The sequence below is a fragment of the Streptosporangium sp. NPDC087985 genome (assembly GCF_044741965.1).
Lineage (GTDB): Bacteria > Actinomycetota > Actinomycetes > Streptosporangiales > Streptosporangiaceae > Streptosporangium.
The window spans coordinates 783,961-802,469 of sequence record NZ_JBIUTQ010000001.1 but is presented as its reverse complement, the minus strand read 5'-3'; the positions used below and the strand labels follow the sequence as shown (position 1 = coordinate 802,469).

The following is an 18,509-nucleotide window of genomic DNA, read 5'->3' as shown; positions in this document are numbered from 1 at the left end:
AGCTCCGTGCGTGAGCGGCTGGTGCCGTCGATGCCGGGCAGCGTCCTGTGGGGCTGGCTCGGCCCGCTGCTGGTGGCGGCGTTCGGGGCGATCCTGCGATTCGTCAACCTGGACCGCCCGCACGCGATCATGTTCGACGAGACGTACTACGCCAAGGACGCGTTCGCGCTGATCGAATTCGGCGCCGAACGGACCCCCATCAAGGACGCCGACAAGCTCCTGATGCAGGGCAGAACCGACATCTGGCAGCACTGCACCCCTGCCGAGATCGACAAGTGCGCCTCCTATGTGGTCCATCCGCCGCTGGGTAAATGGATGATCGGTCTCGGCGAGCAGCTCTTCGGCATGAACCCGTTCGGCTGGCGGTCCGTCGCGGCCCTGGTCGGCGTGCTGTCGATCCTGATCCTGGCCAGAGTGGCCCGCCGGATGACCCGCTCCACCATGCTCGGCTGCCTGGCCGGCCTGCTGCTCTCCATCGAGGGACTGCACCTGGTCCTGTCACGCACCGCGCTGCTGGACATCTTCCTGATGTTCTTCGTCCTGGCCGGGTTCGCCTGCCTGGTGGTCGACCGCGACCGGATGCGCGGCCGCCTCGTCGACTGGTACGAGACCTCACCCCTCAACGACCACGGCCCCTGGCTGGGCCTGCGCCCCTGGCGGCTGGCGGCTGGCGGCTGCCTCGGCGCGGCCTGCGCGGTCAAATGGTCCGGCGTCTTCTTCCTGGTCGCCTTCGCCGTCATGTCCCTCATCTGGGACGCCGGAGCCCGCAGAGCCATCGGACTGCGCCGGCCCTACCGCAGGACCGCCGAAAAGGACCTGCCCACCGCACTTTTGGCCATGGGCCTGCTCCCGGCGCTCACCTACACGCTCTCGTGGACCGGCTGGTTCGCCACCGCCACCGGCTGGGGCCGCAACTGGGCCCAGGCGACCTCCCAGGGACCCGTCTTCTTCGTCTTCGACTCGATCCGCTCCTGGCTGAACTACCACTTCCAGGTCCTGGACTTCCACACCGGCCTGGCCACCCCCCACCACTACCAGTCCACCCCCTGGAGCTGGCCGCTGCTGCTGCGCCCGGTGGCGTTCTTCTGGGAGACGCCCAAGAGCGGCTGCGGCGCCGACAGCTGCGCCCAGGCGGTTCTGGGGGTCGGCACCCCGGTCATCTGGTACGGCGGGCTGGCCGCGCTCATCGCCATGATCGCCTGGTACGTCGCCACCCGCGACTGGCGGGCCGGAGCCGTCCTGCTGAGCTACGCCGCCGGCTGGCTGCCCTGGTTCTACTGGGCCATCGCCGACAACCGCACCATGTTCCTGTTCTACGCGATCCCCATGGTCCCGTTCATGATCCTCGCGCTGACCCTGGCCGCCGGGCTGGTCATCGGACCGGTGGACGCCCCGCCTCGGCGGCGTATCGTCGGTGCCTCGATCGTGGGCGCCTTCACCCTGCTGGCGTTGATCAACTTCTGGTGGCTCTACCCGGTGCTCACCGCCGAGATCATCCCCAACGCGGAGTGGCACGCGCGCATGATGTTCAAAAAGGGCTGGATCTGACCGCCCATACATATGAGCTGCTTAGGGTCGATTCCATAGGGTAGGGGACGTGCACGATCCATTACGTCACGTTCATCGTCAGAGCAGGCCCGTATACGGCAGACTTCGAAACATGCCTGCACCGGACGTGGCCGCGCTCCTCTCCGAGTTGGAGCGGTCCGCGCCCGACGACGCCGAGCACGCCCGGAGCGCCATCGACTGGCTGACCGGTGGCGAGCCGTTGGAGACCATCACCGAACTCAACGTGTGTGAATTCCTCTGGTACACGCTGCCGACCAAGGTCAGCGGCGACCGCCCCGCGATCGCCCGCGCGCTGGGCAGCCTGCTCCGGCTGGGCGGCCTGGAGCGCTATGCCTCGCTCTGCTCGTCCTCGGCGACCATGCAGATCCTGCGCACCTACGCCCGTTCCGGCGAGGACGCCGGGATGGCCGCCTACCAGAGCGCCCTGGACGCCACGGGGGTGCTCCCGCCCGACCTTCCCGCCCTGCGGTGGAGCTCGATCATGGGCCCCGAGGAGCTGGGCGCGCACGGCGCCTGCTCCGCCGCGCTGGAGCTCGCCATCGTCTCCGGTGAGCTCACCGCCGACTCGTCCGAACGGCAGGCGCTGACCCGCCGCTGGCTGACCACGCCCCGCCCGGAGCTCGGCGGGGACAACTGGCTCCACCGGGTCCAGGGCGAGCGGCTGAACCGCTGGGTGCTCGGCCGAGGCCCCGCCTGGCGCGAGCTCGCCCAGCCCTTCGAGGTACGCCTGCACGCCCCGGTCCCGGCCCCGGCCGAGGACTGTCTCGGCGCGCTGCGGTGGCTGCTGGAGCTGGGCCGCCGGCCGGGCGGCATCCCGCTGACCCAGCGGCACAACCTGGCGCGCGTCGTGCTCGCGGAGAGCGCCTGGAGCGGCGCGGAGCTGGCGGCGGTCCGCGAGGTGGCCCAGGGACCGATGGGCGCGCTGCGCCGCGCCGGCAGACGGCTGGTGATCACCTCGGCCGGGGACCGTCTGCTCCAGGACCGCGACCGGCTCTGGGAGGCCGCGGCGGCGGCCCTGCTGGCTCCCGAGGCCGGAGAGCACGGCTTACGGGCCTCGGCCAGGGAGGTGGCGCTGATGCTGCTCGCCGACGGCTCGCCCGCGGACCGCGACCGCATCGCCACGGTGATCGACTGCGAGGAGTGGCAGATCTCCGAGGTGGACGCCTCGCTGACCGAGCTGGACCGACGCCTGGACGTGTTCGGCCTCCGGCGGGCGGACCGGCTCACCCCGGCGGGCCGGTCGGCCGCCCTGGCCGCACTGCGGAACCACGCGCTCCGGCCCCGCCAGTACGTCAACCTGAGCTGAGCCTCCCCCGACGCCCGCCTGCCGTACCCCTCCAGGAGGTCAGCTACCCGCGGGCGGGAAGGCCTCGGGGTTCTTCACCGGATCGAGGGGTGCGTTCCAGGACGGATCGTCGACGACCGTGCACGGCTTGACGGGGCCCTCGGTGAGGGCGAAGCTGAACTGCCACAGCGCCCTCGGCTTCTCCGGGCCCGAGGTCTGGTCTGCGTTCTCGGTGAACTGCATGACCACGCTCTGCTCCGATTTGATCTCCTTCGGGTAGATCTTCAGCCCGCCGCCGGGAATCGTGTCGTACGCCTTCCGCGAGGGTGTGTTCTCTATCGCCTTCCGCACCCGCGCCCTGACCGCGGGGTCGTCGCTCTTCAACTCCTCAGGGGTGAATTCCGGCTCCCCGAGGCTTCTGAACCGCCCGGGAGCACACCAGGTGCCGGGCTTGAGGTAGGAGACGTCGGCTTTCACGCCCAGGTCTGCCAGATCCCGTTCGACCTGGTCCGGGTCCCGGAACTCATTGATCTTCAACGTGATCGACCCGTCCGGGTTCTGGGTCAGCGCGTACGCCGGGTTCTCCGACCCTGTGATCATCGGCACGGCCACCAGCGCCGCGGCGGCGACGCCCGTGGCCGCGGCCCCCGCCAGCAGGCGGCGGCGCAGCCTCGAACGGACGGGCCCCTGCGCCGCCCGCTCGTTCCGCTCGTTGATCTCTGCCTTGAGCTCCATGAGCAGCCTCTCTTCGAAGTTCATCGGAGTCCTTCCATGACCGTGGGAGGGATGACGCCGGGAACGTGACGCAGTGCCTGACGGGCGCGGTGCAGCCGGACCCGGGCGGTCCCCTGCCGGATGCCGAGCGCGGCGGCCGCCTCTCCCACGGAGAGCTGGTCGACGACGACCAGTTCCAGGACGGCACGCTCACTCTCGGGAAGTCCGGCCATGGCCTCGAAGGCCCGCCGGGCCGTGCTCTCCGCGTCCAGACGCTCCTCCATCCGCGACAGGTCGTCCGCGTCGAGGAGCCGGCGTCCACCGATCCTGCCGGCGAGACGCCGTTCACGCGCCACCCGCCGCCATTCGGCGGAGAGGATGTTGCGTGCCACGCCGTACAGCCAGCCGACCTCGTTGCCCCGCCCGGAACGGTAGGTGTGCGCCGAGTCGAGCACCGCGACGAAGACCTCCGCGACCAGGTCGGCGACCGTGTGAGGATCGTCCACCCGGCGGGCCAGGAATCGCGTGACCGCTTCGACGTGGCGCCGGTAGAAGGCTTCGAAAGCCCCGGGGTCGGTGGAGATCCCCGCCAACCCCGTCTGTTTGAGGCGCACCGGCCATGCTCCCTTCGTCGTCCTCCCGAATACACCCCTGCTTGGAAGAAGCCAGACGGAGCGTTACATGCCACAACAAAAACAGAAATCCGCTTCCGGAGAAGCTGCCTTCCGCCTTGGTTGAGAAGGAGGGAGACTGAATCAAAATTCTGTACATAATCGCCAGGCGGCCCTCTCGCTCTTCAAGACGGTCGCGTCCGTCCGAGCTCGGCGACATCGACGGAGGACACGTGGCCGACACAGGGCAGATCGGCGAAGGAGCGACGATGACAGCTGACATGTCCACACCGCTACTGGTGCTCTGGGACATCGATCACACACTGATAGACGGCGGCACCGTCTCGCGTCAGGCCTATGCCGCGGCGTTCCGCAGGGCGACAGGCCTTTCGCTACGGCAGCCCTGGCGGTTCGACGGCCGCACCGAGCTGGCCGCCGCCACCGAGGCGTTGCGGACTCACGGTCTGGATCCGGACGACGGACTGCTCGGCACCTTCACCGATCTGCTCGTCGCTGAGCTGCGGGACCGTGCCGACGACATGGCCGCCGACGGACATGCCCTGCCGGGCGCGGCCGATGCGCTGACCGCTGTGGGCGCTGTCCCCGGAGTGCGTCAGTCGGTCCTCACCGGGAACCTGTATCCGCTCGCGGTACTGAAGATGACGGTGTTCGGTCTCGCCGGTCACGTCGACTTCCGTCTCGGCGCGTATGGAGGCGACGCCTTCGAACGCGCCGACCTGCCGGTGCACGCCTTCGACCGGACCGAGCAGCATCTCGGCCGGCGCCACAGCGGCGCCGACACCGTCATCATCGGCGACACTCTCCGCGACATCGCCACCGCCCGGGCGGCCGGCGCGAGGATCGTCGCAGTCGCGACCGGAACCAACAGCGTCGCGGAGCTGAGAGCGGCCGGAGCCGATGTCGTGTTGCCAGACCTCGCCGACACCGCCGCCGTCCTCCACGCGGTGACCGCGTCGGAGTGGTCCGGCTGATCCGGGCACCGGGCCTCGCGCGGGCAATGGGCGTGGCACGTCTGCTCGTCTTCGAAGTTGCGATCATGTTCAAGCTGTGGCTGTCGTCCCGTGACCTCCCACGCGCCCTGGCCGAATAATCGCTGGCCCACGTCGGTACGCGGTGGCATGATGACCGCGCACCGACTGTCGAACACCAGGAGCATGCAATGCGGCGGAGCCTCGAAATCTCCCAGCGCCCCATTGGCACGAGAGTTCTCGAGGGCTCGACAACGCATGCACACTCTGAACATCGGCATCCTCGCGCACGTAGACGCGGGCAAGACCAGCCTCACTGAGCGGCTGCTGTTCCAGACCGGCGGCATCGACCGGCTGGGCAGCGTGGACGACGGCAGTACCCAGACCGACTCGGGCGTCATCGAGCGCAGGCGCGGCATCACCATCCGTGCGGCCGTCGCCACGTTCACCATCGACGACCTGCAGGTCAACCTCATCGACACGCCAGGCCACGCTGACTTCATCGCCGAGGTGGAGCGGGCGGTCAGCGTACTTGACGGCGCGATCCTGGTGTTGTCGGCCGTCGAGGGCGTCCAGCCGCAGACCAGGCTCCTGATGAAGACCCTGCGCAGGCTGGGCCTGCCGACGCTGATCTTCGTCAACAAGATCGACCGTGCGGGTGCGCGGGAGCACGAACTGCTCGCCGACATCCGCCGGTGGCTCTCGCCGTACAGCCTCGCCATGAACAAGGTCGACCGGATCGGCACCCCGGATGCCCGCAGCAGACAGGAACTGCGGCTGCCCGAGGCAGCCGAGCTTCTGGCCGAGCACGACGACGGCCTCCTCGAGTGCCTCGTCGACGGCCGGACGCCCGCTCTGGATCGGGTACGGCAGGCCGTTGTCAGGCAGTGCGCCGACGGCGTGCTGCACCCAGTGCTGTACGGCTCAGCCATGACCGGCCAGGGCGTCGACGACCTGCTGGCCGCCATCCGCCTGCTCCCTCCTGCCGGGAGCGCCATCGGTGCGGCCCGCGGCACCGTGTTCGCGATCGAGCGGAGCGGGACCAGCGAGAAGGTCGCCTACCTGCGGATGTACTCCGGCGAGCTGCAGGCGCGCCGCCAGGTCGCGTTCTTCAGGCGCGGCGAGGAGTACGGCGGGCGGCCCACCGCTGTGGAGGTGGTGGGCTCCGGCGCGAAGGCGGCCAAGGCAGGCGACATCGTCAAGATCTGGGGCGTGCCCGAGATCCGGGTCGGTGACCGGCTCGGGTGCCCGCCGGATTCCACCTCGCAGACCTACTTCGCACCGCCCACCTTGGAGACCGTCGTCACCCCGCGCACGCCGGGCGAGGAGCGGATCCTGCACGCAGCGCTGGCCGCACTGGCCGAGCAGGATCCGCTGATCGGCACCCGCACGCTGAAGACCGGCCAGACCTCGGTGCTGCTCTACGGCGAGGTGCAGAAGGAGGTCATCGCCGAGACCCTGGTCAGGGAATTCGGGGTGGAGGCCGACTTCGAGCCGAGCAGCGTGGTCTACCTGGAGCGCCCTGCGGGCGTCGGCGAGGCGTTGCAGGAGATCTCCAGGCACGGCCGCAACGACCTGTGGGCGACCGTCGGCCTGCGGGTCGAGCCAGGCAGGACCGGTTCTGGGCTCACCTACGTGCGTGAGGTCGAGCTGGGTTCACTGCCGCTCGCCTTCCAACGCGCAATCGAGGAGACGGTCGAGCCCACCCTGCGCCGTGGCCTGTCCGGCTGGCCGGTGACCGACATCGTCGTCACCCTGACCAGGGTCGGCTTCGCTCCTCCGCTCAGCGCGGCAGGCGACTTCCGTACCAGGACCAGGCTGGTACTGATGGAGGCGCTGCGGGTGACAGGCACCGTGCTGTACGAGCCGCTCCACCACTTCGAGCTGGAGATCCCGATGGAGTCGCTGAGCCAGATCACCACCCGGCTGGCCGCACTTGGCGCCGACGTCGCGGAGGCCACGACTGGGCGGGATGGGTGGCTGGTCAGGGGTGAGATCCCGGCGCGCAGGGTGCACGAGTTCGAAAGGCAGCTGGCAGGCCTGACGCATGGCCAGGGCGTGTGGTGGTCACAGCCTTCCGGCGACCGACGGATCAGCTGAGTCTCGGAAAAGGCCGCTTCCGGAGAAGCGGCCTTCTGCCTTGGTTGAGACGGAGAGAGACGGTCCGTGCCCTCGATCAGGAGACGGTGCCGCCCGGCGGGGTCTGCTCGGCCGCGACATCGAGGCGGCGAGGCTCCTGCCGCTCGGGCGGCCCTCTCGCTCTTCAGGACGGTCGCGTCCGTTCGATCTCGGCGACATCGACGGAGGACATGTGGCCGGCACAGGGCAGATCGGCGGGAACGAGTCCGGGACGACCTCGGCGCCGTTATGGCGCAACCGAGACTTCGTCCTGCTGTGGAGCGCCAACTCCGCATCAACCCTGGGCGCGCAGGTTTCCTCTGTCGCCTATCCCCTCATCGCCCTGGAGCTGACGGGGTCGGCCGTACAGGCGGGACTGATCGGGACCGTGGGCCCCGTGGCAGCGGGATCGATCATCGAGCGGTGGGGGGCGACGGCCGCGTTACTCGCCATCGGTCTCGTCATGCTGATCGTGGCCGCGGGCACCACCCTGAGCCGCACGATCCGGCACATGCCCTCCCTGGCCGACGCCACGCAGGCGGACCCATAGACGGAAGGCCCGGCTCCATTGAGATCCTCTAACCTGGGGCGATGGCACTGGCATATTTCGGTGACCTTGCCGGGCAAGGCTGGGTACAGGTCGGGGAACTGGCCCTGGCATTCGTGCTTTCGGCCGCGATCGGCCTTGAGCGGGAAATCCGCCAGAAAAGTGCGGGACTGCGTACCCACACCCTGGTCGGCTTCGCCTCCGCTTTGATCATGCTGGTGTCGAAATACGGCTTCGCCGATGTTCTGGGGGAGAACGTCGTTCTCGATCCGTCCCGCGTGGCCGCCCAGATCGTGTCCGGCATCGGCTTCATCGGCGCCGGCCTGATATTCGTCCGTCGCGACTCGGTCCGCGGTCTCACCACCGCTGCGGCGATCTGGCTTACCGCCGCGGTGGGCATGGCGGCGGGGGCGGGGTTGTGGCTGCTGGCCATCATCGTGACCGTGGGGTATTTCGTGACGATGATCGTCTTAACGCCACTGTCCAACCGGCTTCCCCGATCCAAGTACGCACCCTCGCGGCTCCACCTGACCTACGTCGGCGGGCGAGGCGTGCTGCGGCTGGTGCTGACCGAGTGCACGCAACGGGGATTCAGTGTGGACGAGCTGTCCATCGACCAGCGGACCGAGTACCACGATCCGGCGACTGTCTCGCTCTGGCTCACCGTGCACGGCACCGGCTCGATAACGGAGCTGACCGCGGCACTGTCCGAGGTCGATGGGGTGCTCGCCGTGGTGAGCCAGGACGCCAACACGGCGGTGCCCTGAAGGCCCTCCACGAGGTTCCCGTAGCAACGTCGCAGGAGACAACGTCAATGCAGATCAGCGGCGTCAGTCGTGGATGGTGTTCTCGTAGTCGCGCTGCAGGCTCCGCGGCAGGTACTTCTCCTCCCACCCCCGCACGTCGTCGTAGTCAGGGGAGATGAACGCGTCCCCCATGCCGACGTACCGTTCGGTGCCCCGCAGCTCGAAACAGGCATCGACGTACTCGTCGTACGCCGCGAGCTCGCCGCTGTCCTTGACTTTGAGCAGGAGGTCCCAGACCTCCTGCACGCCAGGGAGAATGAACGGGACGATGTTGATCGCCTGTCCCATCTCGCTGAGTTCCGCGACCGATGGGTGTGGGCCGGCGTGCCGGCTGGCGATCGCGTAGGCCGGGCCGTCCGTTTCCTTGAGTGCCCGCCGGACCTCGTCCCACGATCGCAGCCCCTCATAGAAGATCACGTCCGCGCCGGCTTCGCGCAGATAGAGGTTGCCACGCCTGATGGCCTCGTCGAGGCTGCCGCCTTCGGCGGCGTATGCGTCGGTCCGTGCCACGACGACAAAGTCGGGGTCGAGCTCGTCCTTGGCGTCCACCGCGGCCCGCAGGCGGCCGATCGCCTCCTCGTCGGACACGATCCTGATGCCCGCCTGGCCGCCCGCCTTCTTGGGCTCGAACTGGTCCTCGATGTGGATACCCGCGACACCCGCGCGGATGAACTCCTGAGTCGTCCGCCAGGTGTTGACCGCGCTGCCGTAGCCCGCGTCGGCGTCGCAGTACACCGGGATGTCAACGGACCGGGCGACGCCGGCCGCGTGCGCGACGACCTCGGTCATCGTCATGAGGCCTGCGTCGGCGGAGCCGCCGACCCACCACGATGTCATGCCGCCCGACACCTCGAACGCCTCGAAACCCGCCCGCTGCGCCATCTGCGCGTGAATGGGAAGCACACCGAACGGCATGAGTGTCGTGCCGGGCCGCTCGAAAATACGTCGCAGCTGCGTCGTCTTCTTCTCGCGCGAAGTCATCGTCATATCCCTCTGTCAGTGGAACGAGCCTGGTCAGGCCGGATGCGGGTACGTGCAGTCAAGTCGCCGGGCATGCGGGCTGTCCAATGCATGTGAGGTCCACTACGGATGCACTCGGTGCATGGTGATCGCACCGTAGATCACCGAACCGGGTCGCCCTTTGCCACGATGTCCCTGAGGATCGACAGGACCGACCTCGACGCCGGCGACAGCGTACGGGCCTTCCTAGTGAACAACCCGACCGCCGTGTCGTGGAGGATGTGCTTGGACGGCCTGATCCTGAGACGCTTCAGGAACTCCACCTCATGCTTGTACGTCGCGATGAGCACGCCGTCCGTGTTCATCGCCAGGTTCATCAGGAGCTCGAAGTTGTCGAGCTCGATCGTCGGGCGGAGCCAGTCCCGCGCCTCTTCCGACACGATGTGCACGAGGTTCTCGTTCCAGGCGGCGGGCGCCAGGCGGGGGTAGGACTGCAGTGCCTCCAGCGGAATGCTCTCCATGGCCAAGAGCGGATGGTCCTCGCGCACCAGAAACGCCGGGGAGGCGTGCCACAGCGATTCGACGCGTACGTGCTCCGACACGTACTGCGGGTCCCGTGCGCCGACGAAGAACTCGATCTCCGTGTCGAGCAGCCGCTGCGTCATGGTCTTGGCGGAGCCGAGCACCACGTGCAGCCGGATCTCGGGGTAGTCCTCCATCACGGTGCGGAGCAGGTCGGGCAGGATGACGTTGCCGCCGTTCGGGCCGATTCCGAAGGTCACCGTGCCGCTGACCCCCGCCGACGCGCTGGTCAGGCTGTGCTCAAGCGACTTCGCGTTGAAGATGAGATCCTCCGCGTGCGCCAGCAGCTGCTTGCCGACCGCCGTCAGGAACACACCGGAGCGGCTGCGGTCGAAGAGCGTGACGCCGTGGTGCCGTTCGAGTGCCTGGATGCTCCGGCTCAAGGCCGGCTGAGACAGGTGGAGCTGCTCGGCTGCCTGCACGAAACTCCCCGTGCGGGCGAGCACCACGAAGTGGTGGAGTTTATGAAGGTCGATCATTGCCGCGACTCCACCGTCATGCCGAAGGAGATCGGGTCGAGGGCCGTCTGCGCCGGATACACGTCCCCGAGCAGTTGCGAGCCCTGTACGGTGAGCGCCGCCGGCACCTCGACCCGGCCCGCTCCATCGCCGGAGGTCTCGCCACCGAGCCGGGCGATCTTGAGACGCTTCGACCGGTCGGGCAGATAATCCGTGTCAACAACGGTCAGCACGGCCCCATCCGGGCCGAAGACGATCCATGGATCGATGAGGGCCACGGAGAGCATCCCGCCGTGCGCTTCGAAGCGCACTTCGCCCTCGAACCGGAGCTCGCCCGCCGGGGATTCGGACGGCGCCCGGTCGACGCGGGGGAAGGCGAAGGCGGTGTCCGCCGATAGGGCGGGCGCGTGCACGGTGACCGTGCCGCCGACGGCTTCCACGTAAGCGCGGAAGCTCTGCTTCACTCCCCAGGTCAGCTGCACCGTCAGGGCGAGGTCTTCCTCTTTGATCACCGGGCGCTCCTCTCAAGCGGCCTGACGGTCGGTCCGTCCCCGTACCGTCGAGGTCAATGCATTAAACGCATGTTAACGCCATATATCTTGCATTGGACACATCGATTGACTGTCCCTCATCGTCGAAGTGACTCACGAAGACGAGCGCATTCGCGCGATGGTGGCACACCCTGCCTGCGGCGATGTTATGTACGCGCTCACTCCTCGATGACGGTCGATCTATGAGAGAAGGATCATGGGCAGAGTTGATTGGGACAACGCCGTCTCCGTTGTGACCGGTGCGGGCAGCGGGATCGGTCGGTCCATCGCCCAGTCGATGGCGTCGCGCGGGGCCCGCGTGGTGGTCACGGACATCGAGGCGGACGCCGCCGAGGCCGTAGCCACCGAGATCCGGGCGGCCGGCGGGACCGCGATCGCGGTGCAGGTCGACGTCGCCGACTACGACGCCGTCGCGGCGCTCGCCGACCGCGCGTACGCCGAGTACGGCCGGGTCGACGTGCTGTGCAACAACGCCGGCGTCACGATGCGCCCGTACCGGGCCGTATGGGACGCGTCCGCCGCCGACTTCACGTGGATGATGCAGATCAATTACTTTGGGGTCGTCAACGGGCTGCTCGCCTTCGTCCCCCGGATGCGTGCGCAGTCGGGGCACAAACACATCGTCAACACCTCGTCGATGGCCACCCTGGACGAGGTGCCGGGCCACGGGATGTACACCGCGTCGAAGGCGGCCGTCGACGGGATCTCCGATGTGCTCCGGGCCGAGTTGATCGACCAGGGCGACGACTTCGGCGTCACTGTCCTTTACCCGGGGCAGGTCACCACCAGGATCGCGACCAGCGAACGCCTGCGGGCCGCCGGAGAACGGTCGGACGCGCGCCAGGTGAAGGCGTACGAACGGCGGAGCGAGCCCAAGACGCACGCGCTCCCACTGGATCCGGACGTCGTCGGCGACATGGTGATCCACGCCATCGACAACGATCTCCGCTACTGCCTCACTCACCCCGCGCCGGCCGAGGAGCTGCGTGCCCGCACGGAGGCATGGATAGCGGGTCATGTGCCCGCCACGGCAACGACCGGCTGAGCCCCGATACCAGCCAGCCCTTCCTCGTGAAGTTCCCCCCGCACATCCCGGTCGCTGCCCCGCAGCATCCGGCGACTAGGAGCAAGCAGTGTCTCAACCTACAGAGGTCGCTCACCCGAACCCCGAACAGACCACGGAGCGAGCCGAATGGCGCCGCGGCGGCCGTGTGGCCGTCTCGGCCGCGATCGGTTACGGGGCCGGCCCGGTGTTGTTCCTCACCACGGCCAGTCTCTTCGTCAAGCCGACCATCGAGGCCACGGGCTGGAGCACGACCCAGGTCCTGATCTCGCCGTGGCTCTCGCTGCTGTTCGCCCTCTTCGGGCCGCTGGCGGGCCGGCTCTCCGACCGCCGCGGCGTGAAGATCGCGGTCGCCTCCGGCCTGGTGCCGTTCATCGTCCTGCTCGTCATCTTCGCGACGCTCCCACTCAACCTCTTCACCTACTACGCGCTCGCCGCGTTGATGGGATTCTTCGGCTCGTTCGCGTACGCCGTCCCATACAACCGGGCGGTCGCGTCCTGGTTCGACAAGGGCGCCGGCAAGGCGTTCGGCCTGGTCGGGGCGGGCGGCGCGGCCATGCCGTTCCTCGCGATCCCGCTGGTCACGCTCGTGATCTACAACCTCGGCTGGCGCACGGGCTATCTGGTGCTGGCCGTGTTCGCGCTCGTGATCGCGCTACCGGCGGCGCTCCTCGGGCTGAAGTCGCCGCCCGCGGAGCAGCGCCAGGCGAAGGCGGAAGCGACCGTGAACACGCGGCAGAGGCTAGGAGCCGCGGGCGCCATCCTCCGGACGCCGCGCTTCTGGATCTTCACTCTCTCGATGACGCTCGCGACCGGCGGCGCCAACGCGTTCCTCTCGAACGTGCAGCCCATCCTGCTCGACGGCGGACTCAGCGTCACGGTCGCCACGTCCATCACCACCCTGTTCTCGGCCGGAGTCATCGTCGGCCGTCTCGGAGCCGGGGTGCTGCTGGACATCATGTCGCGCTACTGGGTGGGCATGGGCCTGTTCGCCATCTCGGCCGTCGGTGCTCTCACCCTCACCAACGTGGCGATGTTCCCGGTGGCGATCATCGGTATCGCGGCGCTGATGGTCGCGTTCAGCCAGGGCGGCGAGGGCGACGTGGCGGCCTACTTCGTGCTGAAGGAGTACGGGCGGGCGCACTACGCGACGCTCTACTCCCTCTGCTTCGCGGTGACCGGCATCGGTTCCGTGACCATCCCATTGACGTTCGGCTGGATCGTCGACGCGACCGGCTCTTACACGTCGGCGTGCTACGTCGGAGCCGCGTGCTACCTGGGCAGCGCCCTGCTGCTCGGCCTGTTCAAGATCACTGACCGCAACCAGGCCGCCGCCGAGGCGCTGCCGGAAGCGGCTCAGACATCCGCCTGAAGGAGGACGACCATCGTGGTCGACTGGAACGACGTTGACGCGAAACTCACCGACCCGGCGTACTTCGCCGGCCCGCACTTCCACGAGCTCTTCACGCTGCTGCGGCGGGAAGACCCGGTGCACTGGACGACGGGCAGCTACTCCCGGGGCTACTGGTCGGTCACCCGCTACGAGGACTGCCTCCGGCTGCTCGACGAGCCGGAGCTGTTCAGCAGCGCGGCCGGTACGCACCTGCCCCCGGACGGCCGCGACCTGACCGAGGAGGAGCGGTACAAGCTCGGCTACGACGTCCAGCTGGTCGTCGCGGACCCGCCCGGGCACGCCGGCCTGCGCCGCCCGTTCAACAAGCACTTCAGCGTGCCGGCGGTGGCCAAGATGCACGAGTCCTGCGAGTCGATCGTCGACGACATCATCGCGAAGATCGCGCCCAACGGAGAGGCGGAGCTCGTCGAGGACATCGCCGCCCAGCTGCCGGTGAACCTGTTCCTGTCGATTATGGGCGTGCCGAAAGAGGACTGGGCCGACCTGCGGAAGATCACGCTGACGATGCTGCATCCGCAGGACCCGGAGTTCCTCGCCGAGGGCATGGATCCCACCCAGGCCGTCGTCGAAGCGTCCGCTGCGCTCTACGACTACGTCTACAAGCACACGATGGCCCGCCGCGGCAACCCGGCGGACGACTTCGCCAGCCTGATCGCCAACATCAAGGTCGGCGACGAACTGCTCGACGAGCGCCAGGCCGGCTGGATGTCCTTCTCCGTCGTGGCGGGTGGTCTCGAGACGACCCGCAACGCGGCCGCGATCGGGATCATGGAGTTGATGGCGCGCCCGGAACAGGCGCGGCTCATCCGGGACAACCCGGCGGTCGCCAAGAGCGCGGTGGAGGAGATCATCCGCTGGGTGACGCCGTCGAAGAACCGGCTGCGGGTGGCCACGGCCGACACCGTGCTGGGGGGCAAGAAGATCAAGAAGGGCGATTGGATCGTCGGCTGGATCGTCTCGGCGAACCGGGACGAGACCGTCTTCGACAACCCGCAGGAGTTCGACATCCTGCGCACCCCGAACAAGCATCTCGGCTTCGGCGACGGCGAGCACATCTGCCTGGGCCGCAACGTCGCCCGCCTCGAACTGCAGGTGCTGCTACAGAAGGTCTTCGCCGCGTTCCCGGATCTGTCCCCGAACGGCGAGGCGGAGTGGGTGGCCTCCGACAACACCACCGGACTCAAGCGCCTCCCCGTGAAGTTCACCCCGCGTGCCGCGGTGTCGGCCTGACCCAGCAGTCCTGTGCACTTAATGCATAAAAATAACCAGAAAAATGCATTCGACATGCATTAATACACCTTTCGAAGAAAGATGTACGCCATTCTTTCCACGTCGCGCGGAAAGAATGGCGTCTAATTCACCAGACCGTGAAGTGAGAGGCACCAATGGCAACGATCAACTTTTCTGACATGCGAGGCGGCTCACGCATGGCGGAAGCGATCGCCGGCCAGTCCGTGATGCAGGCGGCCGTGAACAACGACATCCCCGGCATCGAAGCCGAGTGCGGTGGCGAAATGAACTGCGGTACCTGCCACGTCTACGTCGACGCGGAATGGGTCGAGCACCTGCCAGAACGCGACCACGACGAGGAGGACATGCTCGACGTCATCGACGAAGCCCGGCCGAACAGCCGCCTGAGCTGCCAGCTGGTCTTCCACGAGGACCTCGACGGTCTTCGGGTCATCGTGCCGGATGAGTGACAGCCGGCACCCGCGCTCTGAAGGGGGAGGAACCACGGATGAACCGTGAATATGATGTCGTGATCGTCGGGGCCGGCCATGGCGGAGTACATCTGGCCACGGCTCTGGTGAAAGGCGGTTATGACGGCTCTGTCGCTCTGGTCAGCGCCGAGTCAGCGATTCCCTACGAGCGGCCTCCGCTCTCCAAGGGGTATCTCCTGGGCTCCGAGTCGTTCGACGACATCGCCTTCCGGACGGCGGCCTACTGGGAGAAATCGCCGGTTGAGCTTCTGCTCGATTCACGGGTGACCGAGGTACGGCCCGGCGAGCGCCGGGTCGTTACGGAGGCCGGCGACGAGATCGGGTACGGGCGGCTGGTGTGGGCGGCCGGCGGGCGCGCCCGAGCCCTTCCGGTGCCCGGACACGACCTCGCGGGCGTGCACGGCATCCGCGAGATCGTCGGCCTCGACGCGCTCAGGGGCGAGCTTCCCGGGGTCAAGAGGGCCGTCATCATCGGAGGCGGGTACATCGGCCTCGAGGCCGCGGCCGCGTTCCGGACGCTCGGCATCGAGGTCACGGTGATCGAGGTGCAGGATCGCCTGCTGGCGAGGGTGACCTCCCCGGTGATCTCGGACTTCTTCCTCGACCTGCACCGGAGCGCCGGCGTCGACGTGCGGCTCGGCACCGGCGTACGGGAACTGCGCGGCGCCGACGGCCGGGTACGGTCCATCGTGCTGGACACCGGCGCGGAGGTACCCGCCGATCTGGTCGTGGTCGGCGTCGGGTTGCTGCCGAACACAGAGCTCCTGGCCGGTGCCGGAGCCGCCTGTGGCAACGGCGTCGAAGTCGACGAGTTCTGCCGTACGGACCTGCCCGGGATCTCCGCCATCGGCGACTGCGCGAGCCACTCCAACCCGTTCGCGGGCGGCCGGCGCATGCGCCTCGAATCGGTCCAGAACGCGACCGAACAGGCCAAGGTCGTCGCCGCTGACATCGCCGGCGACCCCCGCCCGTACCGGGTGGTGCCCTGGTTCTGGTCCAACCAGTTCAAGGTCAGACTCAAGACCGTGGGCATCGTGTCCGAATACGACGAGCTGGTCGTACGCGGCACGCCGGAGAGCGGCACGTTCACGGTGGCGTATCTCTCCGGCGGCCGGATCATCGCGCTGGACTGCGTCAACACCGCGGCGGACTTCGCGCACGGCAAGGCCCTCGTCGACCATGGCGCCAACGTCAAGGCGAGCATGCTGGCCGACACGAGCCGCCCGCTGAAGGAACTGCTGACCCGCCAGCCGGTCGCCTGAACTTGCCTGGCCCGTCGAGGTTGGACGTGAAGCGTGTCATCACCCGAGGCGAAGCCGACGGTCCGGCCGTCCTCAACGGGCCTTGGGTTCAGCTGTCGGCGAGTCCGACACACCGGGCGACCTCTGCGACATCCCACCCGGCCATTTCGGCGATCTCCTCGTCCGGGGTGGTTCAGGTCGCGTCCTCTCGCAGTTCCCTGGTGGCCGATCGATAGGCCTCGGCGACGCGGGTGAACATACCCAACAGCACCGGCACCTGTTCCGGTCCGTAGTGCGCGCCGAGCGCCTCCAGGTGCCGCCTGGACGCCTCGCAGGCGGCATCGTAATCGTCCATGCCGCCCTCGACCAGCTCCACGGTGACCGTGCGCCGATCACGTTCGCCGCGCACCCGTCGCGCGTAGCCCGCCCTCTCCAGCCTGTCGATCAGCCGGGTTGTCGAGGCGGACGGCAGCCCAAGCTCCTCGGAGATCGCCCCTACGGCGAGTGGTCCGCGCATCTCCAGCAGGATGGCGGCGGCGACGTCGACCGGTTGCAGGCCGAGCCGGTCGGCGACCGCCTCGTTGTGCAGAAGGACCGCGATCAGGAACTCGCGGAAAACGGCCTCTTCTGGATGCTTGTCCACCACCTCCCCAATCTACTCCACTACGATATATCTTCGTATCGAAGATACTCTGACTTGGAGAAGACATGGAGATTCTTGTCATAGGCGCCGGGGTGGGTGGCCTGGCTGTCGCACGCGGGCTGCTGACCGCCGGTCACCAGGTGCGGGTTTTCGAGCAGGCTCCGGCCCCGCGGACGGGCGGTAAGGCGGTGCTCATCTGGAGCAACGGCACTGCCATACTGAACGATCTCGGCGTCAGCCTGGACGGCACCGGTGCCCGCATCGACAGGATCGACGCGCTGACCGCCGACGGCCGGCTGCGCACCAGCATGAACATCGCCCACGCAGCCGACCGTTACGGCTTCCCGACCAAGGCGATCCCCCGCCGTCACCTGCAGGAACGCCTGGCCGATGGGCTGCCCGACGACCTCATCCGCTACGGCATGAGCTGCCAGAGCGTAACTCAGGACAATGACCGGGTCACGGCGACCTTCAGCGACGGCTCGACGGCCACAGGAGACCTGCTCATCGGAGCTGACGGCCACCACTCGGCTGTACGGCGCTGCCTGTGGGGCGACGGCGCCGTCCGGCCGGCGACCTTCGGCACATGGCAGGGCCTCAGCCCGATCGACATCGCTCTCACCAGCACCCACCACCATCTCATGATCACGGGGCGAGAGGGCTCGTGCGGGCTCATGCCCGCCGGGGAGGGCCTGCTGCAGTGGTGGTTCGACGTGCGCTGGTCATCCACCGACAAGCGGCCCGCCGCACCACTGACCGAGCTGAGGCGCCGTTTCGGGCGGTGGGCATCGCCTGTCCCCGAGGTGCTCGCCGCCGCCTCCGAGGACGACCTCGAATTCTTCGGGCACCACTGGAACAAGGTCCGTCAGGTGTGGGGGGAGGGCCGCATCACCCTGGTCGGCGACGCCGCCCACACCATGCCACCCACCCTGGGGCAGGGCGCCAACCAGACCCTCGAGGACGCGTGGGTGCTCGGGCGCGAGCTCGCCAAGGACGGCGACGATCCGGCGGTACGGCTGCGCGCCTACGAGAAGGCCCGCTACCCACACATATCTCTGGTTTCCGGGCTGGCCAGGCGCAATCCCGCCAACTGGCGCATCCCACCACTGATTGGCCGGCTGTTCCCCGAAACGTCCCAGACCGCCATGCTCGCCCGCTACAGCAACCGCCTTACCGCGCTTGCCGTGCAGTCCGCCTGACCGCAGCTGCCGAGGTCGGCGACGATGATCTCCCGCAC

At 68.1% G+C, this 18,509-nt stretch carries 18 protein-coding genes; 12 read left to right on the top strand and 6 right to left on the bottom strand.

The window, feature by feature from the left end; all coding sequences use genetic code 11:
• The first annotated feature begins 30 nt into the window (after positions 1-30).
• Positions 31-1,548 (top strand): dolichyl-phosphate-mannose--protein mannosyltransferase, encoded by a 1,518-nt coding sequence (locus ACIN94_RS03950; RefSeq protein WP_400699957.1) that lies wholly within the window; start codon positions 31-33, stop codon positions 1,546-1,548.
• A gap of 112 nt (positions 1,549-1,660) precedes the next feature.
• Entirely contained in the window at positions 1,661-2,875 is a 1,215-nt protein-coding gene (locus ACIN94_RS03945) for a hypothetical protein (RefSeq protein ID WP_400699256.1), read from the top strand.
• Between the two features lie 39 nt (positions 2,876-2,914).
• On the opposite strand, the gene ACIN94_RS03940 is transcribed toward ACIN94_RS03945, so the two are convergent.
• Both ACIN94_RS03940 and ACIN94_RS03935 read right to left on the bottom strand, forming a co-directional pair.
• Positions 2,915-3,613: a hypothetical protein gene (locus ACIN94_RS03940; RefSeq protein ID WP_400699253.1), complete on the bottom strand. Its 699-nt coding sequence runs from the start codon at positions 3,611-3,613 to the stop codon at positions 2,915-2,917.
• On the bottom strand, positions 3,610-4,182 hold the full coding sequence (locus ACIN94_RS03935) for an RNA polymerase sigma factor (protein WP_400699250.1): 573 nt from the start codon (positions 4,180-4,182) through the stop codon (positions 3,610-3,612). Before ACIN94_RS03935 ends, ACIN94_RS03940 begins: the two co-directional genes overlap by 4 nt.
• Positions 4,183-4,448: 266 nt before the next feature.
• On the opposite strand from ACIN94_RS03935, the gene ACIN94_RS03930 reads away from it, so the two are divergent.
• The 4 genes from ACIN94_RS03930 (at position 4,449) to ACIN94_RS03915 (ending at position 8,600) form a co-directional block, all read left to right on the top strand.
• Positions 4,449-5,171, top strand: a complete 723-nt coding sequence (locus tag ACIN94_RS03930; protein WP_400699247.1) for an HAD hydrolase-like protein — start codon at positions 4,449-4,451, stop codon at positions 5,169-5,171.
• 255 nt (positions 5,172-5,426) lie between these two features.
• On the top strand, positions 5,427-7,268 hold the full coding sequence (locus ACIN94_RS03925) for a GTP-binding protein (RefSeq protein WP_400699244.1): 1,842 nt from the start codon (positions 5,427-5,429) through the stop codon (positions 7,266-7,268).
• Between the two features lie 211 nt (positions 7,269-7,479).
• Positions 7,480-7,836 (top strand): hypothetical protein, encoded by a 357-nt coding sequence (locus ACIN94_RS03920; RefSeq protein ID WP_400699241.1) that lies wholly within the window; start codon positions 7,480-7,482, stop codon positions 7,834-7,836.
• Between the two features lie 41 nt (positions 7,837-7,877).
• Positions 7,878-8,600, top strand: a complete 723-nt coding sequence (locus ACIN94_RS03915) for an MgtC/SapB family protein (protein WP_400699238.1) — start codon at positions 7,878-7,880, stop codon at positions 8,598-8,600.
• A gap of 63 nt (positions 8,601-8,663) precedes the next feature.
• Here the strand turns inward: ACIN94_RS03915 and ACIN94_RS03910 are convergent, their stop codons facing one another.
• From ACIN94_RS03910 to ACIN94_RS03900, 3 genes are all read right to left on the bottom strand, one after another.
• Complete coding sequence (locus tag ACIN94_RS03910; RefSeq protein WP_400699235.1) at positions 8,664-9,620, bottom strand: oxaloacetate decarboxylase; 957 nt, start codon at positions 9,618-9,620, stop codon at positions 8,664-8,666.
• Positions 9,621-9,760: 140 nt separating this feature from the next.
• A complete protein-coding gene (locus ACIN94_RS03905) occupies positions 9,761-10,660 on the bottom strand; it encodes a LysR family transcriptional regulator (protein WP_400699232.1) in 900 nt (299 codons plus the stop codon).
• Positions 10,657-11,151 carry an HtaA domain-containing protein gene (locus ACIN94_RS03900; RefSeq protein ID WP_400699229.1) on the bottom strand — a complete coding sequence of 165 codons (495 nt, stop codon included), beginning with the start codon at positions 11,149-11,151 and terminating at the stop codon, positions 10,657-10,659. Before ACIN94_RS03900 ends, ACIN94_RS03905 begins: the two co-directional genes overlap by 4 nt.
• A 235-nt stretch (positions 11,152-11,386) precedes the next feature.
• Here ACIN94_RS03900 and ACIN94_RS03895 point away from each other — a divergent pair, with 235 nt between their 5' ends.
• The 5 genes from ACIN94_RS03895 (at position 11,387) to ACIN94_RS03875 (ending at position 16,650) form a co-directional block, all read left to right on the top strand.
• Entirely contained in the window at positions 11,387-12,235 is an 849-nt protein-coding gene (locus ACIN94_RS03895) for an SDR family NAD(P)-dependent oxidoreductase (protein ID WP_400699226.1), read from the top strand.
• Between the two features lie 88 nt (positions 12,236-12,323).
• On the top strand, positions 12,324-13,625 hold the full coding sequence (locus ACIN94_RS03890; protein WP_400699223.1) for an MFS transporter: 1,302 nt from the start codon (positions 12,324-12,326) through the stop codon (positions 13,623-13,625).
• A 15-nt stretch (positions 13,626-13,640) separates the two neighbouring features.
• Complete coding sequence (locus tag ACIN94_RS03885; RefSeq protein WP_400699220.1) at positions 13,641-14,897, top strand: cytochrome P450; 1,257 nt, start codon at positions 13,641-13,643, stop codon at positions 14,895-14,897.
• A 197-nt stretch (positions 14,898-15,094) separates the two neighbouring features.
• Entirely contained in the window at positions 15,095-15,367 is a 273-nt protein-coding gene (locus tag ACIN94_RS03880; RefSeq protein WP_400699217.1) for a 2Fe-2S iron-sulfur cluster-binding protein, read from the top strand.
• A 38-nt stretch (positions 15,368-15,405) separates the two neighbouring features.
• Positions 15,406-16,650 carry an NAD(P)/FAD-dependent oxidoreductase gene (locus ACIN94_RS03875; protein ID WP_400699215.1) on the top strand — a complete coding sequence of 415 codons (1,245 nt, stop codon included), beginning with the start codon at positions 15,406-15,408 and terminating at the stop codon, positions 16,648-16,650.
• 172 nt (positions 16,651-16,822) lie between these two features.
• Here ACIN94_RS03875 and ACIN94_RS03870 read toward each other — a convergent pair whose 3' ends face one another.
• Positions 16,823-17,275, bottom strand: coding sequence for a MarR family winged helix-turn-helix transcriptional regulator (locus tag ACIN94_RS03870; RefSeq protein WP_400699212.1), 453 nt, complete (start codon positions 17,273-17,275; stop codon positions 16,823-16,825).
• Positions 17,276-17,337: 62 nt separating this feature from the next.
• Between ACIN94_RS03870 and ACIN94_RS03865 the strand changes: the two genes are divergently transcribed.
• Positions 17,338-18,471, top strand: coding sequence for an FAD-dependent oxidoreductase (locus ACIN94_RS03865; RefSeq protein ID WP_400699209.1), 1,134 nt, complete (start codon positions 17,338-17,340; stop codon positions 18,469-18,471).
• Positions 18,472-18,509 lie beyond the last annotated feature (38 nt).

What these genes read in the sequence shown, in the direction of transcription:
- ACIN94_RS03950 (WP_400699957.1), top strand. Translation starts at nt 31, where the DNA reads ATGCCGGGCAGCGTCCTGTGGGGCTGGCTCGGCCCGCTGCTGGTGGCG.
- ACIN94_RS03945 (WP_400699256.1), top strand. Translation starts at nt 1,661, where the DNA reads ATGCCTGCACCGGACGTGGCCGCGCTCCTCTCCGAGTTGGAGCGGTCC.
- ACIN94_RS03940 (WP_400699253.1), bottom strand. Translation starts at nt 3,613, where the DNA reads ATGAACTTCGAAGAGAGGCTGCTCATGGAGCTCAAGGCAGAGATCAAC.
- ACIN94_RS03930 (WP_400699247.1), top strand. Translation starts at nt 4,449, where the DNA reads ATGACAGCTGACATGTCCACACCGCTACTGGTGCTCTGGGACATCGAT.
- ACIN94_RS03925 (WP_400699244.1), top strand. Translation starts at nt 5,427, where the DNA reads ATGCACACTCTGAACATCGGCATCCTCGCGCACGTAGACGCGGGCAAG.
- ACIN94_RS03915 (WP_400699238.1), top strand. Translation starts at nt 7,878, where the DNA reads ATGGCACTGGCATATTTCGGTGACCTTGCCGGGCAAGGCTGGGTACAG.
- ACIN94_RS03910 (WP_400699235.1), bottom strand. Translation starts at nt 9,620, where the DNA reads ATGACTTCGCGCGAGAAGAAGACGACGCAGCTGCGACGTATTTTCGAG.
- ACIN94_RS03905 (WP_400699232.1), bottom strand. Translation starts at nt 10,660, where the DNA reads ATGATCGACCTTCATAAACTCCACCACTTCGTGGTGCTCGCCCGCACG.
- ACIN94_RS03895 (WP_400699226.1), top strand. Translation starts at nt 11,387, where the DNA reads ATGGGCAGAGTTGATTGGGACAACGCCGTCTCCGTTGTGACCGGTGCG.
- ACIN94_RS03880 (WP_400699217.1), top strand. Translation starts at nt 15,095, where the DNA reads ATGGCGGAAGCGATCGCCGGCCAGTCCGTGATGCAGGCGGCCGTGAAC.
- ACIN94_RS03875 (WP_400699215.1), top strand. Translation starts at nt 15,406, where the DNA reads ATGAACCGTGAATATGATGTCGTGATCGTCGGGGCCGGCCATGGCGGA.
- ACIN94_RS03865 (WP_400699209.1), top strand. Translation starts at nt 17,338, where the DNA reads ATGGAGATTCTTGTCATAGGCGCCGGGGTGGGTGGCCTGGCTGTCGCA.